This window comes from Hyphomonas sp. (assembly GCF_041689225.1).
Lineage (GTDB): Bacteria > Pseudomonadota > Alphaproteobacteria > Caulobacterales > Hyphomonadaceae > Hyphomonas.
The window spans coordinates 64,074-80,043 of the sequence record NZ_JBDNGN010000116.1; the positions used below are offsets into that span (position 1 = coordinate 64,074).

The following is a 15,970-nucleotide window of genomic DNA, read 5'->3' on the forward strand; positions in this document are numbered from 1 at the left end:
AGGGCAAAATAGCCAAGACGCTATTGATGATTCACGGCATTGGGTGCGGCGGCGACGCTTGGGACCGGATGCGGCCCGGGTTCGAGGCGGCGGGCTGGATCTGCGAGGCGCCGACCCTGTTTCCCGACCAGCGGACCCTTGACAATCCGCCGGCGACTCTCTCCGACCTTGGCTTTGATGACTATGTTGCCGCGATGGCGGAAACGGCCCGCAAGATTGCACTTGATACGGGCGCCAAGCCGGCTGTGATCGGGCATTCGATGGGCGGGCTGATCGCGCAATGCCTGGCGGAGCGCGGCCTGGTCTCGCAGGCTGTGTTCCTGACGCCGGCCCAGCCAAAAGACTGTTCTGAAGTCAGCTTTTCGGTCGTCTATACGTTCCTGAACATCCTCCTGACGCGCGACCGCAAGCGTGCTTACAAGGTCTGGCGATCGGGTTTCCGGTTCGGCGTTCTCAATCGCGTTCGGAGGCGGCGGCATGAGGCGATCTATGCGCGCGCGCGGTTTGATTCCGGCAAGGTGTACGGCGACCTGACCGACGGCATCGAGGTCGACGAAGGCCTCGTCACCGCTCCGACCCTGACGATAGCCGCCTCGCACGACCGCGCCACGCTGGCGCGCGCCGTGCGCAAGGTAGGCGAGAAATATGCCCGGTCGCCGGTGCCGGGGGACTTTTTCGAATATCCCGACAATGCGCACTGGATCCTGGATGAGCCGGGAACGGATTCCGTCGTGGCCGATATTGCGGAATGGCTGGACCAGCCGATCGGAGCCCACACCTGATCGTTACGGCCGCCGATATCGAAAAGGAGCGCTCGTAATTTACGAACGCCTCCTCGAATGTCACGTCTGACTTAGCGACTATTCGGCGACGGCTGTGATCTTGGCGGTTCCGGTCGCGCCCGCCGTATTCGAGTAGCCGGTGGAGAAGCCGACATCGGTGCCAGTCTCGTCGAACGTGGCGCAGAGGTCGCCGTCCGGGGTCTGGCCGCAAACCGTATGGGTCGCATCGTCCATTGTGTAGGGAATGGCTTCGCCGCCATCCATCGTCGCTGTGCCGTCCGTGTTGAACACGACGACCGAGGTCGTGCCGTCGGCGGCCGCGAATTCCACGGTCGTCGAGCCCGCCAGTGCGGGCATTGCCGCGAAGGCGAACGCCGCAGCGGTGCACAGGATTGTCTTTTTCATGTTCCAAACTCCCTTTGGTTTTTCATTGGCCATGTCTCTGGCGACGAATGAGTAGCAGCGCCCGGCGCGCCTGCAAAATGAATAGATTGCAAAAATTGTGCTGCGCGCGCGGCGCCTGTGAGGGCGCTTCGCGGGTGGGGCCGAGGTGTCGGACGGTGGATGCGGGTCAGGTGTCGGGGATGGGACCCACATATCCGTATTCCCGGCGCAGGCCGGGATTTCTTGCAACAAGTCCGGACAGGATGGCCTGAGGCCCCGGCATGCGCCGGGGACACGGAGATGGGGCGTCTGTGAGAGCCAGCCTCAGCTGGTCCGACACCGGTGCACGGAAGCAGCCTGGATGATGCCCGGACAGGTCATCCGACAGCTGGATGATCACGACACGGCCATTCCACAAAACGCCCCAGAGCATTTGGCTGCCGGGGCCGCCTGCTGCGCGGAACTATCACTTCAGGCGCTGGATGCGCCAGAAGACCAGCGGCCAGATCGGCAAGAGGTACCAGGGCAGGCCGGGCAGGGGCGTGAGGAGGGAGAAGGCTGGCATCGCGGCGCATTTTACGCTCCGCGTGGCGGGGGGTGGAAAAGTTACCCCTCACCCCCCCGTCGCACGGCGAAAGGAGGTGAGGAGAATGTTGGAGAGAGGCGATGCCTCCGCCGACCAGCCTATTGGTTGGCAACCCGCAGGAAGCGGTTGCGCAGGTCGGCGTCAGACTTGAACACGCCGGCAAACTGGGTCGTGATCGTGGTGACGTCCTTGTGGTGGATGCCCCGGGTCGACATGCACTCGTGCACGGCTTCGATCAGGACGGCGGTTCCCATCGGCGCGAGGCTGTCAGTGATCGCATCGCAGATTTGTGCGGTCATCGTTTCCTGCGTCTGGAGGCGCTTGGAGAAGATTTCGACCACGCGCGCCAGCTTGGAAATGCCGACAACAGCCGCCGATGGCTTGTAGGCGACATAGGCCTTGCCGATGAAGGGGGCCATGTGGTGTTCGCAATGGCTCTCGACGTCGATATTGCGCAGGATGACGATGTCGTCATAGCCCTGAACGTCTTCGAATGTCCGGGACAGGTATTTCACGGGGTCTTCATCATAGCCGGAGAACCACTCTTTATAGGCGTTGACGACGCGCTTGGGCGTGTCGAGCAGGCCTTCACGGCGCGGATCGTCTCCGGCCCAGGCGATAAGGGTGCGAACGGCTTCTTCAGCCTCTGCGACTGTCGGGCGAACCAGAGGCTCTCCCCGAGATGAGTCGTTCTTGGGAGTGATGGCATCCATGGCCATGGTTAAGTGTCCTTCGACTGAGGGACGGAGGTCGAGCCGAGGCTTGGTCTGGGAAACCGGATGGCCCCCTGCCCGGACTTAACGCCCGCCCGAGTTGTTACCCTCAGGGCGATAGTTGAGAAGATAGGCGCGCGAATGCGCTGTTTCCAGAGAATTCTACGGTTACGCCGAGTAAACGGATGTCGGAAATTTTATTGCCCGTCGCCGGGCCGGGTGATATTGCGCCGATATGGATATGAACCGGCGTGCCTGCAAATTGCCAAAAGGCTGTTGTTGTTAAGACGACAAGCGCCCATTAGGGCATCTCGCCCTCTCAATAGGGCAAATTCATTTCTTTTTTCCTCGTTCGAGCCCGAAATTCCATGACTCTTCGTATCTATGACACCGCGAAACGCGCGAAACGCGTGTTTGAACCGCAAGACCCTGCCCGGATCACGCTCTATGTCTGCGGGCCAACGCCGTACAATTATGCCCATATCGGGAATGCGCGGCCACCGATTGTGTTCGATGTGCTGCGGCGGGTGCTGGCCAGCCGGTATGGTGCCAAGGCGATCGTGTATGCCCGCAACATCACCGACATTGAAGACAAGCTCATCGCCGCGTCCCTGGAGACGGGCGAACCCATCGAGGCGATCGCGCAGAAGTTCGCGAAAATCTACAATGACGATATGGCCGCGCTGAACGTCGCGCCGCCGACGATCGAGCCCTGGGCGACAGAGCATGTGCCGGAAATGATCGAGATGATCGAGAAGCTGGTGCGCAAGAAATACGCCTATGTCGGCGCGCAGGGCGTCTGGTTCTCGGTCAGCTCGATGCCGGACTATGGCAAGCTGTCTGGCCGCAAGCCGGAGGATAATGAAGCCGGCGCGCGGGTTGGGATCGACACCGACAAGCGCGATCCGGCGGATTTTGCGCTGTGGAAATTCGCCAAGCCCGGTGAACCGGTCGATGCGATCTGGGACAGTCCGTGGGGCCGCGGCCGGCCCGGCTGGCATATTGAATGCTCGGCCATGGCGGCCAAGCATCTCGGCAAGACCATCGACATCCATGGCGGCGGGATCGACCTGCAGTTCCCGCACCACGAAAACGAGATCGCGCAATCAGAATGCGCGCATGGCGAAGTGATGGCGAATTACTGGATTCACAATGGTTTCCTCGACATGGGCGGGGAGAAGATGTCGAAATCGCTCGGCAATTCCGTGCTGATCCATGACCTGCTGCAGGCCTGGCCGGGCGAGGTGCTGCGCTTCGCGATTCTGAGCGGGCACTACCGCGCGCCGCTGGACTGGAACGAGGACTTGTTGAAGCAGGCCAAGACCACGCTCGACCGGGTGTATGGCGCACTGCGGCGTGTGTGGGACCAAGAGGGGGGGCATGGGGGTGAAAAGGGTTTGGCAAGGGCGTTGTCTGATGACCTTAACACGCCCGAGGCGCTGGCCGAACTGTCACGTCTTGCGAGTGAAGCGAACATGGCCGCCGACCACAAGGATCCTGACGCCATGGCAAATGCCCGGGCGAACCTGCTGGCAGCGGGTGATCTGCTGGGTTTGCTGACCCAGACTCCGAAAGCATGGGAGCAGGGCGTCGATGCCGGCGGAAACGCCCGGATCGATGCGCTGGTGCAGGGGCGGATCGATTCGCGCGCGGCGCGCGACTGGGCCGAGGCAGACCGTATCCGGGACGAACTGGCCGCTGAAGGCATCGAGATCATGGACGGGCCATCCGGCTCGACGTGGCGGCGGGCCTAGGCAAGCGTCAAATTTGGTCAAAATTCGCATGGCGGCGCGAACGCGATCTTTCGGTCTGTCGCCTATGCAGGTTTCCCCACCTCCCGTCGGGGCCCGGTTGTCATCAACCTTGGGCCGCGCGGAAATCATACAACCTGGGTCCCCCGATTCGTCGGGGGACCTTTTTTTGTGCCGGTGGTTCCTGTCTGATCGTTAAATTGACCCGGCCGGGCGGCGCATGGGACGAATAAGCCTCGGGCCTAGAACCCCCGTTTCAATGCACCCAATCTCCTTCAGGGCCGTCCTCTTCCAAGCTGTTGAGGATGGCTCCTTTTTGCCTGCGCCTGATGCGGCTGCTTGCGATCATGGCGGCCCGGGTCCATCTTTGCAGGCGATGAGCGACCTGTACCACAACCGTATCCTCGAACTGGCGGCGAACATTCCGCATCTCGGCACCCTTGAGGGCGCGGAAGCCTCGGTGCTGAAAGTGTCCCGGGTCTGCGGATCGACGGTCAATGTCGAGATCATCCTCGATGAGAGCGGCGACCATATCGCGGCCATTGCGGTGGACCCGAAGGCCTGCGCACTGGGACAGGCCGCAACGGCGATTCTGTCGGAATATGCTGTGGGTGCGTCCGTTGACGAGGTGATTGCCGCGCGCGATGCAATGAAGGCCATGCTGAAGGAAGACGGCCCACCGCCGGAAGGCCGGTTCTGGGAGCTGCGCCACCTCGAGCCTGTCGCCGACTATCCCCCGCGGCATACATCGACGCTGCTGGCCTTTGAGGCCGCTGTGGCGGCGATAGAGCAGGCGCGTGTGGCGCGAGGTCTCGCGCCCGCGACGGTGAGCTGACGGTGCCCGGGATACGCCGAAAGGCCGTCTACGGGCTGCTGCGCGTCTACAAGGCCAGTTTTTCCCTGATCTTCTATGCGGCGGGCGCGCGCTGCCAGCACAAGCCGAGCTGTAGCGAATATGGCGCCGACTGTATCGCCCGGCACGGCTGGTGGGCCGGCGGCTGGATGGCCTTTGCCCGGTTCATACGGTGCCGGCCCGGCGGCAGTTTCGGCGATGATCCGGCACCAGCGCAAAAACCCGACGTGCCGGCCTGGCAGCCGTGGCGCTATGGCGACTGGAAATCCGGCGGACGGTCCGTCCCGACATCGTCGGTGGTTGAAAATCCCCCGGAGGGATGAGATATAGGGGCTGATGATCTGTTCGTACCGTATCCAGCCCACAAGCGGCCTGACCATGCGAACCCGCCCGGGTGCATGACACCCCGCAGCGCGCCGCGGCGCTCCTGAGACTCATGTACCCCGCAAACTCCCCTCGACCTGGCCGCCCGGCCTGATGAGATCGCCCCCGTAATTGGGGTGGGATTTTCGGTGAACTCGCGTTATGCAGACTGCCGCAGGCAGGCCTTTCCGGACAAGACTTGCCGCGCCTCGTGCGCCAGACCGCTGAAGAAGACTGAAACATGATCAAAGTATCCCTGCCCGATGGATCGGTGCGCGAATTTGAAGAGGGCGCCAGCCCGTTCGATGTCGCCAGTTCGATCTCGAACTCCCTTGCCAAGAAGGCCATTGCCGCCCGTGTGGACGGCGAATTACGCGACCTGATGCGCCCGCTGGACGGCGATGCGCGCGTCGAGATCGTGACGCCGAATGACCCCGAAGGCCTTGAGCTGATCCGGCACGATGCCTCGCACGTGCTGGCGCAGGCCGTGCAGGCACTCTACCCGGACGCGCAGGTGACAATCGGCCCGGTCATAGATGACGGGTTCTATTACGATTTCGCCCGCGAAGCGCCGTTCTCTACAGAGGATTTTGACCGAATCGAAGCGAAGATGCGCGAGATTGTCGATGCCGATTACCCCATCGTCCGCGAAGTCTGGGAGAAAGACGCCGCCATCGCCGAGTTCAAGCGGATCGGCGAGGACTACAAGGCCCGGATCATCGATGACATCATCCCGCCGGGCGAGGCGATCACGCTGTACCGCCAGGGCGACTGGTTCGACCTGTGCCGCGGGCCGCACTTGCCCTCGACGGGCAAGCTGCCGAAAGCGTTCAAGCTGATGAAGCTGGCCGGAGCCTATTGGCGCGGCGATTCCAAGAACGAGATGCTGCAACGCATGTACGGCACGGCGTGGGGCAACGAGAAGGACCTCAAGGCCCATCTTGTGCGCCTGGAAGAGGCCGAGAAGCGCGATCACCGCAAGGTGGGCGCTACGCTCGACCTGTTCCACTTCCAGCCGGAAGCGCCGGGCTCTGTCTTCTGGCACCCGAAGGGCTTCATGATCTGGCGCCAGCTGGAGGCCTATATCCGCCGCCAGCAGGACGCGGACGGCTATGTCGAAGTGAAGACGCCGCAACTGTTGAACTCGGTGTTCTGGGAACAGTCTGGCCACTGGTCGAAATTTCGCGAGAACATGTTTGTCGTGCCGGACGAGATTCCGTCGATCGAGGATGAAGGCCCGATCCTGACAGGTGACAGCGACCTGATGGCGCTGAAGCCGATGAACTGTCCGGCGCACGTCCAGATATTCAAGAACGGGCAGCGCTCGTATCGCGACCTGCCGATCCGCATGGCCGAATTCGGCTGCTGCCATCGCAACGAAGCCCATGGCGCGCTGCACGGCCTGATGCGCGTGCGCCAGATGACGCAGGATGATGCGCACATTTTCTGCCGCGAGGATCAGATTGCCGACGAGACGCTGCGCTTCCTGAAACTGTTCGAGCGCGTCTACGGCGATTTCGGCCTGTCGGAGATTTCCTACAAGCTGGCGACGCGGCCGGAAATGCGCGCCGGTTCCGACGAGACATGGGACCGGGCCGAGAAAGCGCTGTCCGATGCGCTGACGGCGGCCGGCATGACATTCGAGATCGCCGAGGGCGAAGGCGCGTTCTATGGCCCGAAACTCGAATTCCACCTGACGGATGCGATCGGCCGGACCTGGCAGTGCGGCACGTTCCAGCTCGACTATGTGCTGCCGGACCGCCTCGATGCCGAATATACGGGTTCGGACGGCGCCAAGCACCGGCCGGTCATGCTGCACCGGGCCGTGTTCGGCACGTTCGAGCGCTTCATGGGCATCCTGATCGAGCACTATGCCGGCGCGTTCCCGCTCTGGCTGTCGCCTGTGCATGTCGTGGTGGCGGCGATCACGGACGCGGCCAATGACTATGCCCACGAGGCCGCCGCTGCCCTGCGCAAGGCGGGGCTGCGGGTCGAGGTCGATACGCGCAACGAGAAGATCAATTACAAGGTTCGCGAGCATTCGGTGCAAAAAGTGCCGATCATTGCTGTTGTCGGTGGCCGTGAAGCGGAGGAGCGCACGCTGGCGTTGCGCCGGCTCGGCAGCCAGGGACAGCAGATGATCAGCCTGGACGAGGCTTGTGTGAGCCTCGCCGAGGAAGCGCTGGCGCCCGATCTCAAGCGGGCTGAGTGAGCGACGCACCGTGACAAGCCGGGGCCTTGGCGACAGAGTGAAACCCATGTCCTACGCGCCCATCCTTGCAGCTGCGTTCGTGCTCTGGCCGGTGATGGGGCTGCTCGGCGCGCAAGGGTATGGCCCGTTGCTGGCCCTTGCCGCGCTGCCTGCGCTGGCCCTTGCGCGGCCGAAAATGCCGCCTGCAAACTATGCCCTGATGGCGCTGGCCTTCGTCGCATGGGCGGCGATCAGCGAGATCTGGTCGCCGGCATCGCGCGGCCTGATTTCGGGCAACCTGCTGGAAGGCAATTTTGCGATCCGCGCGTCGAGCGTGCGGATTGTCCTGACGGCGCTATTCGGGGCGCTGGCCGTGGCCGGCGCGCTGCGCATTGCGACCGGCACCGCCCAGATATCGACGCGGGTGATGCTGGGGGCGTTCGCGGTGCAGGGCTTGCTAGTGGCCGCGAGCGCCGTGTTCGGCGGTCCGGTCGTTGCGATGATTTACGGGCCGGACCCGATGGAGCAAGCCAAGGGCTTCCAGAATATCGGGCGCAATGCCAATGCCTTCATTCTTGTCTTGCCGATCCTCGCCGCCTATCTCGCCGCGCGTCCCGGATGGCGCTGGAAGGCGGTCGCGGGCGGCCTCGTCCTGGCGAGCGTTGTTGTCGTCGTGCGGGGAGATTCTCAATCGGCGTTGATCGGTGTGGTGTTCATGCTGATGGCTTGGGCGATTGTCTGGCTGATACCCCGCACGGGCTATCGCTGGCTGATCTGCCTGATGGCGGGATACGTGGCCTCTGCGCCTGTCCTGATCGGTTTTGCCATCAACCTGATGCGTCAGGCGCGGATCAGCCTGCCGGGATCGTTCCAGTCGCGGGCCTGGTCGTGGGAAGTGGTCATCGGCAAGGCCGTCGAGAAGCCCTTGTTCGGGCACGGGATCGCCGCGTCAAAGACTTGGCGTGAGACTTATGCCGACCACCCGGCCTGGCTGGCACAGCTGCCTGGCTTCTGGGCGGACTATCCGGTCGTTCCGGGGCATCCTCACAATATGGCGCTGCAGATCTGGGCGGAAACGGGTGTCGTGGGCGCGGTGCTGGCAGGGCTGACGTTGGTCGTCATTGCCTTCCGGCTGCCGACGCCGCAATCCCTGCGGCCTGACGTGCGGTATGCGATTGCGGGCCTCGTAGGCGCGGTCGCCAGCCTGTTCAGCTTTTCCTACAATGTCTGGAACGATTCCTTCTGGGCCAGCGTGATCCTGGCCGCATGCGCGATCATCGTCCTGTCGCGGCGGAACCGCGCGTCGACATGAATGGCTTGGCGACGGTCTCCGCAATCGTCGTTTCCTATAGGACCGGCCCGCGCCTGCATGAATGCCTTTACGCCCTGAAATCGGATCCGGACATTTCCGAGATCATCCTGGTCGATAATGGCAATCCGCCGGACGCCGAGGCCTGGATCGATGGCTTTCTCGCCCGAACCGACAAGGTGCGCCTCATCCGGTCCGGGACTAATCCGGGATTTGGAACGGCCGTGAACCAAGGCGCCGCGAGCGCGCTGGGCGAGATCCTGCTCGTGATCAACCCGGACGCCGTGATCCGTCGCGGATCCGTCGGGCCGTTGCTTGCTGCGAGGGAGGGGCAGTCGGAACCGGTTCTGGTGGGCGGCAAGATTTTCGATACAGGCGGCCATGAAGAGCGCGGGTGCCGGCGCAACACACTGACGCTGTGGCGCGCCCTTGGACTGGGCAAATGGACGCTGGAAGACCAACAGGCGCCGACCGGACCGATCTCCGTGGGCGCTGTGTCTGGTGCCTTTTTCCTGATGGGGCGAAAGGCATTCCGCAAGCTGGGTGGTTTTGACGAGAATTACTTCCTGCATGTCGAAGACATAGACCTCTGCCGTCGCGTGATCGATTCCGGCGGCAGCGTTATCTACCAGCCTCTGGCCGGCGCACTGCACTATGGGTCGACTTCGAAAGTGCCCTCAAGCCTGGTGCAGGCCCACAAGGCAAAGAGTCTCGCGCGCTATTTCCGCCAGTTTGCGAAAGGTCCGTCAGAGCGGGCCCTCGTCGTGCTGGCGACGCCCCTGATCAGCCTTGTGCTCAAGCTGCGCGGCTAGAGAATCGCCGGGATCACGCGGTCTGGCGGGCGGTGGCCGTCTGCGAACGTCTTGATATTAATGATGACCTTCTCGCCCATCTCGGTACGGCCCTCAATCGTGGCCGAGCCCATGTGCGGCAGGAGGAGGACATTCGGCAAGCCGAGCAATTCCTCGTTCACGGCGGGTTCGCGCTCGAACACGTCGAGCCCGGCGCCCGCGATCTTGCCCGCCTTCAGGGCGCGCGCGAGGGCGGCCTCGTCGATGACTTCACCGCGGGCCGTGTTGATGAGGTAGGATTCCGGCTTCATCAGATCGATACGGCGCGCGTTCATCAGGTGGAACGTGGCGGGCGTGTGCGGGCAGTTGATCGAGACGATATCCATGCGCGCGAGCATCTGGTCGAGGCTGTCCCAATAGGTCGCCTCGAGCAGCTCCTCGGTGCGGGGGCTGACCGGCTTGCGGTTATGGTAGTGGATCTGCAGGCCGAAGGCCTTGGCGCGGCGCGCGACGGCCTGGCCAATCCGGCCCATACCGATGATGCCGAGGCGCTTGCCGGCGAGGCGGCGGCCCATCATCCAGGTCGGGGTCCAGCCATCGAACCGGCCCTGGTCCATGACCTGCGCGCCTTCGTGCAGGCGGCGCGGCACGGCGAGGATCAATGCCATGGCGACGTCGGCGGTGTCATCCGTCAGGACGCCCGGCGTATTGGTGACGGTGATGCCGCGCTGAACAGCGCTCTGGACGTCGATATTGTCGACCCCGGCCCCGAACTGGGCAATCAGGCGCAATTGGTCTCCGGCGCGTGCCAGGACGCGCCCGTCAATCCGGTCGGTTACGGTCGGAACAAGGACGTCCGCCGTCTGGACGGCGGCGACCAGTTCTTCATGGGTGAAGGCATGATCGTCCTGGTTGAGGCTTGTATCGAACAATTCCTTCATGCGCAGCTCGACAGCGGCTGGCAGTTTCCGGGTCACGACGATCTTCAGTTTCTTGGTAGGCATGTGGCCCCTCTGCATGTCTCCCATCGGGCTTAGCAGAGCGATGCGCGAACGCCAACGCCTGTTGTTTTACACCCGATTCATCTGGATGTGAGAAGATGGTTCCCTTAACGTTACGTCAGGCCACCTGCACATGAAATGGGCACTTTTTGTCATTTCGGGAATTTTCCTGATGAGCGCCTCTGCTGCGGCTGAGGGGCCTCAGGTGACGCGGATCAGCCAGTTTTCCGGCAAGGCCGTACCGCGCTTCGAGACGCTGAAATACGCTGCGGTGAATGGCCGCTCAGGCCCCAGCCGCGAACAGTCGGTGGTCTGGCGGTATGAACGCAAAGGCCTTCCGCTGCTGATCATCAAGGAAACCCGCGACTGGCGGCGGGTGCGCGATCCATCGGGTGATGAGGTCTGGGTCCATGCGCGCATGCTGGAGCCCGGTGCGGCGGCGATGGTACAGTCGGTGACCGCAATCCATGAGGCGCCGAATCCGACGAGCGCTGAAGTGGCGTCACTGGAGACCGGGGTGCTGGTGGAACTCGGCGATTGCCGCGCCGACTGGTGTGCGGTCAAAGTCCAGGGTTTCCATGGCTGGGTTAGCCGCGCGGCGCTGTGGGGCGCCGATACGGGCGAGGCAGGTCTGTAAATCGGGGTGGGTCAGGCGGTTGACAAGCCGCGCCGGTCGCTGTGGTTAGGCGCTTACGTCTATTCTCAGGAGAGTTCGCCGATGTCCGGACCGCATGATTTTCACACCCCGAAATCCAGCTATTCCAAAGCCGACCTGCTGGAGTCCGGCAAAGGCGGCTATTTCGGCCCCGGGAATGCGCAACTGCCGATCCCGCCCATGCTGATGATGGACCGGATCACCGAGATCACCATGGATGGCGGCGCCTATGGCAAAGGCAGCGTGATTGGCGAACTCGATATCACGCCGGACTTGTGGTTCTTCGCGTGCCACTTCCCGGGTGACCCGGTGATGCCCGGTTGCCTCGGTCTCGACGCCATGTGGCAAGCCGTTGGCTACTGGCTCGGCTGGTCCGGCAGCCCCGGCAAGGGGCGCGCGCTCGGCGTTGGCGAAGTGAAGTTCACCGGAGAGATCACGCCCGACAAGAAGCTCGTGCGTTACGTCATCGACATCCGGCGCGTGCGCCGGGGCAAATTGAATCTCGGCATCGCTGATGGCCGCGTCTATGTTGACGACGAGCATGTCTACACTGCGCTCGACATGAAGGTCGGCCTGAAGAACGTCGCCACCTGAGGCTGACGGTGCTTGACGTATGGCGAGCTGCTGCCTAGCCCGTTGAGCAGAAAAACGCATAATTAGGAGGAGGCCCGCATGGCCGAAGACTGGAACCTGCCCGCTGGCGACCTGATGAAGGGCAAGCGCGGCATCGTGATGGGTGTTGCCAACCAGAACTCGATAGCCTGGGGCATCTCAAAGCAGCTCGCCGCGCAGGGCGCCGAGATCGCGTTCACCTATCAGGGCGAAAGCCTCGAGCGCCGCGTGCGCCCGCTGGTCGAGAGCGTTGGCATGGATACGATGATCCCGGCGGATGTGACCGACGATGCCAGCATGGATGCGGCGTTCGAGCAGGTCAAAGACAAATGGGGCAAGATCGATTTTCTCGTCCACTCCATTGCCTTTGCCGGCAAGGACGAGCTGCAGGGCTCGATGGTCGAGAACACGACGCGCGAGGGCTTCCGCCGCGCCATGGACATTTCCGTGTTCAGCTTCATCGATTCCTCGCGCCGAGCGGCGGCCCTGATGCCGGATGGCGGATCGATCATGTGCATGACCTATCTCGGCGCCGAGCGCACCGTGCCGTCTTATAATGTGATGGGCGTGGCCAAGGCGGCGTTGGAAGCGGCGACCCGCTATGCGGCGCGCGACCTCGGACCGCAGGGAATCCGCGTCAACGCGATCTCGGCGGGCGCGATGCGCACCCTGTCGCTGGCCGGTATCCGCGGCGGCAAGAGCCTGATGGGCACCGGGCGCGACTGGTCGCTGCTGAAGGAAGACACGAGTATGGAAGGCGTTGCTGGTTGCGCGCTGTACCTGCTGTCGTCGCTCGGCCGGTCGATCGCCGGCGAAGTGATCCATGTCGATGCGGGCTATCACGCTGTCGGCGTGCCGGATATGTCGGAGGATTAGGGGCGGAGGCAAGCATGAAGACGCGTGACGACACACACGTTCCGCTGCCTGATTTTCCGGCCTATACCGTGGACGAGATGCAGGCGCGGGCGGCAGCGTTTCATGCCGCCATGGTCCGTGCGTGCGTTTTCAGACACGCCCGTGGCGCGTGAGGTCCTCGAACATTGCGTCCTGACGGCAGGTTCTGCGCCGTCCGGCGCCAATCACCAGCACTGGTATTTCGCCTGCGTCGGTTCGCCGGAGAAGAAACGCGAGATTCGTGAGGCCGCCGAGGCCGAGGAGCGCGAATTCTATTCCGGCAAGGCGAGCGCGGAATGGCTGGGCGCGCTGGCGCTGATCGGCACTGATGCAGACAAGCCGTCCATGGAGATCGCGCTCTGGCTGATCTGTATCTTTGCGCAGCGACGCGGCGGTTTGCGCACGAGCGAAGACGGCAAGAATTACTATATTCATGAGAGTGTCGGGATCGCGACTGGGATGCTGATCTCGGCCTGTCATATGGCGGGCCTTGCAACGCGGGTGCATACGCCCAGCCCGATGAAATTCCTGAATGGCATATGCGGACGTCCGGAAACGGAAAAGCCCTTCCTGATCCTGGTGGCGGGCCATCCGGCCGACGATGCAATGGTGCCCCCGCATGCCCTCATCAAGAAACCGCTGGACGAAATTGCAGGGTTTTTCTGACAGCGCCTATTGGATCGTGATGGCCGGGCCGACGAGGCGGATCGAATAGATCATGTCCTTGCGCTCGCCCATCTGGATGCTGAAGGCGGCAAGTTCGATATCGCCTGACAGGCCCTCTGGCACGACGGCGCCCCGGGCCGTGTGGCGAAAGGGGGCGAACTGGTCCTTGCCAGTCTCGGCCTCGAAATGGCGAAAGGTCCAGTCGCGGATACGCGGGCGTGCCCTGAGCGACTGGCCCGCGGTCATGCGCAGGGGCACATCCTCGCTCAGCGTGCCGGACAGGTTGATGAAAACCTGCGTTGCCCAGACACCGGTCCTGGTGACCACGACGCCGATGGCGACATGGGTGAGATCCGGATTGAGGATGTTGGCGCGATGGCGGGGGCTGTTCATGAGGTTCTCGTGCAGCTGCGGCAGGCTTTTGGAGAAGTTGTAACGTCCCCGGACGATCTCCAGCATGGCCAGGTTTTCGGCTGAGCGCTGGATCAGGGCGCGCCGGTCGAGCGCTGTGACGCGGTCGCCGGGCGAGCGGCCATCGAGGCTTTGATGATCGAAGAAATGGTTGGCGGCCATGTCCAGGCTCTGGAACCGGGCCGGGCCGAGCAGTTCGCGGCGCAAGGCCAGTGGCGACAGGCCGCGCGTGGTGCGCTCAACATTGATACGTTCGAGGAAGGCCGCTTCCATCTTCGTGTCGAACTTGTAGCCGGCGGGCAGCTGACGGAGGCAAGGGCGAACGGCCTCCACATAATCGGCGGTTGTCTGTCCGCGCGCCGAGAGGCGCAGGTCGCAGGCAAAGGCTGCGCTGCCAGCAAGGCCGGAGAGGGAGAGGAGCGCCAGCCATCTTGAAAGGGTTTGCCTCATTCAGAAAACCTAGCGGGGTGGGGGGAAGGTGCCCAGTCCTTTGTGCAGCGGGAACCGATGGCTGAAATTGCATGTTACAGTTCCAGAGCCCTGTCGGCCCGGAGGTGCAAAGATGCTGATCATGCTGCTTGTTGTTGCCGTTGTGTCCGGCGCGTTGATTGCGGGCGCGGTGTGGGGTCTGTACGGCAAGCTGCCGAAACGGCTTGAAGGTTTCCTGATTGCCCTTGCGGGCGGTGCGCTGATCCTGTCGGTTGTGACCGAGCTGATCGAACCGTCCATCAGGACATCATCCCTGGTGCTGGCGCTGATCAGCACAGCTGTCGGCGCGATCGTCTTTACCGGTGCCGATTACCTGATCGACGAATAGTGCAAAAGCGATAGTGGCGGCGGCCTGCTCGCGGCGATCACGCTGGACGGCGTGCCGGAGAATCTTGCGCTCGGTTTGGCGCTGATTGGGGCGGGCCCGGCGCAGGTTGCGGCGCTCGCCGGGTCGATCCTCCTGTCAAACCTGCCAGAGGCGGCGGGCGGTGCGAAAGAGATGGAGGAGAGTGGCACGCCGAAAACCAAGGCGCTGATGCTGTGGGTGGGCGCGGCAGTGCTGCTGTCGCCTGCTGCCATCCTTGGCAACCTGCTGCTGGAGGGGGCGAGCCCGCACCGTCTGGCGGGCATAAGGTGCCTTGCGGCTGGCGCCGTGATCGCCTCCCTTGCCACGGAAGTCTTCCCCAAGGCCTACAAGGAAGGTGCCCATATGGCGGGAATGGCGACGGCGCTCGGTTTCATCCTGGCGCTGGTGCTGAGCGAAACAGGCTAGAGGCGGGCGCGGTCTTCGAGCACGCCGACCGAGCGGAGGCGTTCCAGCACTGGCGCGACCATGCGTTCGATGGCTTCGTTATTCGGACGGACATTGCCATAGGCCGGAAGGCCCTCATCCGCGATGACGAGATGGGCTTCGAATTTTGCGGGGTGCGTCCAGCGATAGTGCGCCGCGCGGACGGTGGACATGTATTGCTGCAGCACGCTATCGACGCTGCGGCCGCGATCGATCACATCCCGGCGGATACGGCGCGCGAGGCGCAGGTCGTCGGGCGTGTCGACATAGACCGAGAGGTCGATCAGCGACTTTATCTTCGGCATGGACAGCGCGTGGATGCCTTCGAGCAGGAGGATCGGCGCAGGTTCGATGCGGCGTGTCTTGTCGCTGCGATCATGGCGATCATAGTCATAGATCGGCTGGTCGACGCCCTGACTGGATTTCAGCGCCTTCAGGTCGCGCACCAGGTGGTCGACTTCCTTGGAGACGGGATCGTCATAGTTGACGCCGGCGATGATGGCTTGGCGCTCTGCCTCGGTCTTGTAGTCGCCGTAATAGCTCATCGGATGGTAATAGGCATCCTCGCCGAACATCACGGCGCGGCCGGGGCCGAGATGCGCGAGCAGCGCTTCGGCGAGCGTCGACTTACCGGAGCCGGAGCCGCCGGACATGGCAATCAGGAAAGCAGATTTTCGTTTCGTCATGCGGGTGAGTTTAACGGCAAACCTGCCCTGTCACCAATAGTAA

Annotated in this window: 19 protein-coding genes; 13 read left to right on the top strand and 6 right to left on the bottom strand. The window is 63.1% G+C overall.

All coding sequences use genetic code 11. The features are described 5' to 3' along the window. The first annotated feature begins 26 nt into the window (after positions 1-26). Positions 27-782, top strand: a complete 756-nt coding sequence (locus ACESNB_RS11310) for an alpha/beta hydrolase (RefSeq protein ID WP_373007328.1) — start codon at positions 27-29, stop codon at positions 780-782. A 78-nt stretch (positions 783-860) separates the two neighbouring features. Here the strand turns inward: ACESNB_RS11310 and ACESNB_RS11315 are convergent, their stop codons facing one another. The 3 genes from ACESNB_RS11315 to folE all read right to left on the bottom strand — a co-directional run bounded on the left by ACESNB_RS11315 (position 861) and on the right by folE (position 2,465). After that, on the bottom strand, positions 861-1,187 hold the full coding sequence (locus ACESNB_RS11315) for a hypothetical protein (RefSeq protein ID WP_373007330.1): 327 nt from the start codon (positions 1,185-1,187) through the stop codon (positions 861-863). A gap of 166 nt (positions 1,188-1,353) precedes the next feature. Then, on the bottom strand, positions 1,354-1,599 hold the full coding sequence (locus ACESNB_RS11320) for a hypothetical protein (RefSeq protein ID WP_373007332.1): 246 nt from the start codon (positions 1,597-1,599) through the stop codon (positions 1,354-1,356). Between the two features lie 251 nt (positions 1,600-1,850). After that, a complete protein-coding gene (gene folE, locus ACESNB_RS11325; RefSeq protein ID WP_373007444.1) occupies positions 1,851-2,465 on the bottom strand; it encodes a GTP cyclohydrolase I FolE in 615 nt (204 codons plus the stop codon). 368 nt (positions 2,466-2,833) lie between these two features. Between folE and cysS the strand changes: the two genes are divergently transcribed. The 6 genes from cysS (at position 2,834) to ACESNB_RS11355 (ending at position 9,744) form a co-directional block, all read left to right on the top strand. Further along, a complete protein-coding gene (gene cysS, locus ACESNB_RS11330) occupies positions 2,834-4,219 on the top strand; it encodes a cysteine--tRNA ligase (protein ID WP_373007334.1) in 1,386 nt (461 codons plus the stop codon). Between the two features lie 313 nt (positions 4,220-4,532). Then, positions 4,533-5,051: an iron-sulfur cluster assembly scaffold protein gene (locus ACESNB_RS11335; RefSeq protein WP_373007336.1), complete on the top strand. Its 519-nt coding sequence runs from the start codon at positions 4,533-4,535 to the stop codon at positions 5,049-5,051. A gap of 2 nt (positions 5,052-5,053) precedes the next feature. After that, positions 5,054-5,392 carry a membrane protein insertion efficiency factor YidD gene (gene yidD / locus ACESNB_RS11340; protein ID WP_373007338.1) on the top strand — a complete coding sequence of 113 codons (339 nt, stop codon included), beginning with the start codon at positions 5,054-5,056 and terminating at the stop codon, positions 5,390-5,392. 281 nt (positions 5,393-5,673) lie between these two features. Next, positions 5,674-7,644 (top strand): threonine--tRNA ligase, encoded by a 1,971-nt coding sequence (gene thrS, locus ACESNB_RS11345; protein ID WP_373007340.1) that lies wholly within the window; start codon positions 5,674-5,676, stop codon positions 7,642-7,644. A gap of 46 nt (positions 7,645-7,690) precedes the next feature. Continuing rightward, on the top strand, positions 7,691-8,935 hold the full coding sequence (locus ACESNB_RS11350; RefSeq protein WP_373007342.1) for an O-antigen ligase family protein: 1,245 nt from the start codon (positions 7,691-7,693) through the stop codon (positions 8,933-8,935). After that, complete coding sequence (locus ACESNB_RS11355; protein ID WP_373007344.1) at positions 8,890-9,744, top strand: glycosyltransferase family 2 protein; 855 nt, start codon at positions 8,890-8,892, stop codon at positions 9,742-9,744. The genes ACESNB_RS11350 and ACESNB_RS11355 overlap by 46 nt, the downstream gene beginning before the upstream one ends. Here ACESNB_RS11355 and ACESNB_RS11360 read toward each other — a convergent pair. After that, positions 9,741-10,727: a 2-hydroxyacid dehydrogenase gene (locus tag ACESNB_RS11360; protein ID WP_373007346.1), complete on the bottom strand. Its 987-nt coding sequence runs from the start codon at positions 10,725-10,727 to the stop codon at positions 9,741-9,743. The two genes, ACESNB_RS11355 and ACESNB_RS11360, sit on opposite strands and share 4 nt — an antisense overlap. A gap of 130 nt (positions 10,728-10,857) precedes the next feature. Here ACESNB_RS11360 and ACESNB_RS11365 point away from each other — a divergent pair, with 130 nt between their 5' ends. The 4 genes from ACESNB_RS11365 to ACESNB_RS11380 all read left to right on the top strand — a co-directional run bounded on the left by ACESNB_RS11365 (position 10,858) and on the right by ACESNB_RS11380 (position 13,551). Then, complete coding sequence (locus tag ACESNB_RS11365; protein ID WP_373007348.1) at positions 10,858-11,361, top strand: SH3 domain-containing protein; 504 nt, start codon at positions 10,858-10,860, stop codon at positions 11,359-11,361. 81 nt (positions 11,362-11,442) lie between these two features. Then, positions 11,443-11,973 (top strand): bifunctional 3-hydroxydecanoyl-ACP dehydratase/trans-2-decenoyl-ACP isomerase, encoded by a 531-nt coding sequence (gene fabA, locus ACESNB_RS11370; protein ID WP_340692217.1) that lies wholly within the window; start codon positions 11,443-11,445, stop codon positions 11,971-11,973. A 78-nt stretch (positions 11,974-12,051) separates the two neighbouring features. After that, a complete protein-coding gene (locus ACESNB_RS11375; RefSeq protein WP_373007350.1) occupies positions 12,052-12,867 on the top strand; it encodes an enoyl-ACP reductase in 816 nt (271 codons plus the stop codon). 102 nt (positions 12,868-12,969) lie between these two features. Then, complete coding sequence (locus ACESNB_RS11380; protein WP_373007352.1) at positions 12,970-13,551, top strand: nitroreductase family protein; 582 nt, start codon at positions 12,970-12,972, stop codon at positions 13,549-13,551. A gap of 6 nt (positions 13,552-13,557) precedes the next feature. Here the strand turns inward: ACESNB_RS11380 and ACESNB_RS11385 are convergent, their stop codons facing one another. Further along, a complete protein-coding gene (locus ACESNB_RS11385; RefSeq protein WP_373007354.1) occupies positions 13,558-14,412 on the bottom strand; it encodes a CAP domain-containing protein in 855 nt (284 codons plus the stop codon). 112 nt (positions 14,413-14,524) lie between these two features. On the opposite strand from ACESNB_RS11385, the gene ACESNB_RS11390 reads away from it, so the two are divergent. Together ACESNB_RS11390 and ACESNB_RS11395 are read left to right on the top strand one after the other, a co-directional pair. Further along, a complete protein-coding gene (locus ACESNB_RS11390) occupies positions 14,525-14,779 on the top strand; it encodes a hypothetical protein (protein ID WP_373007356.1) in 255 nt (84 codons plus the stop codon). Positions 14,780-14,830: 51 nt separating this feature from the next. Continuing rightward, positions 14,831-15,223 (top strand): hypothetical protein, encoded by a 393-nt coding sequence (locus tag ACESNB_RS11395; protein WP_373007358.1) that lies wholly within the window; start codon positions 14,831-14,833, stop codon positions 15,221-15,223. Here ACESNB_RS11395 and udk read toward each other — a convergent pair. Continuing rightward, positions 15,220-15,927, bottom strand: a complete 708-nt coding sequence (gene udk, locus ACESNB_RS11400) for a uridine kinase (protein ID WP_373007360.1) — start codon at positions 15,925-15,927, stop codon at positions 15,220-15,222. The genes ACESNB_RS11395 and udk overlap by 4 nt on opposite strands. Between the last annotated feature and the right edge of the window lie 43 nt (positions 15,928-15,970).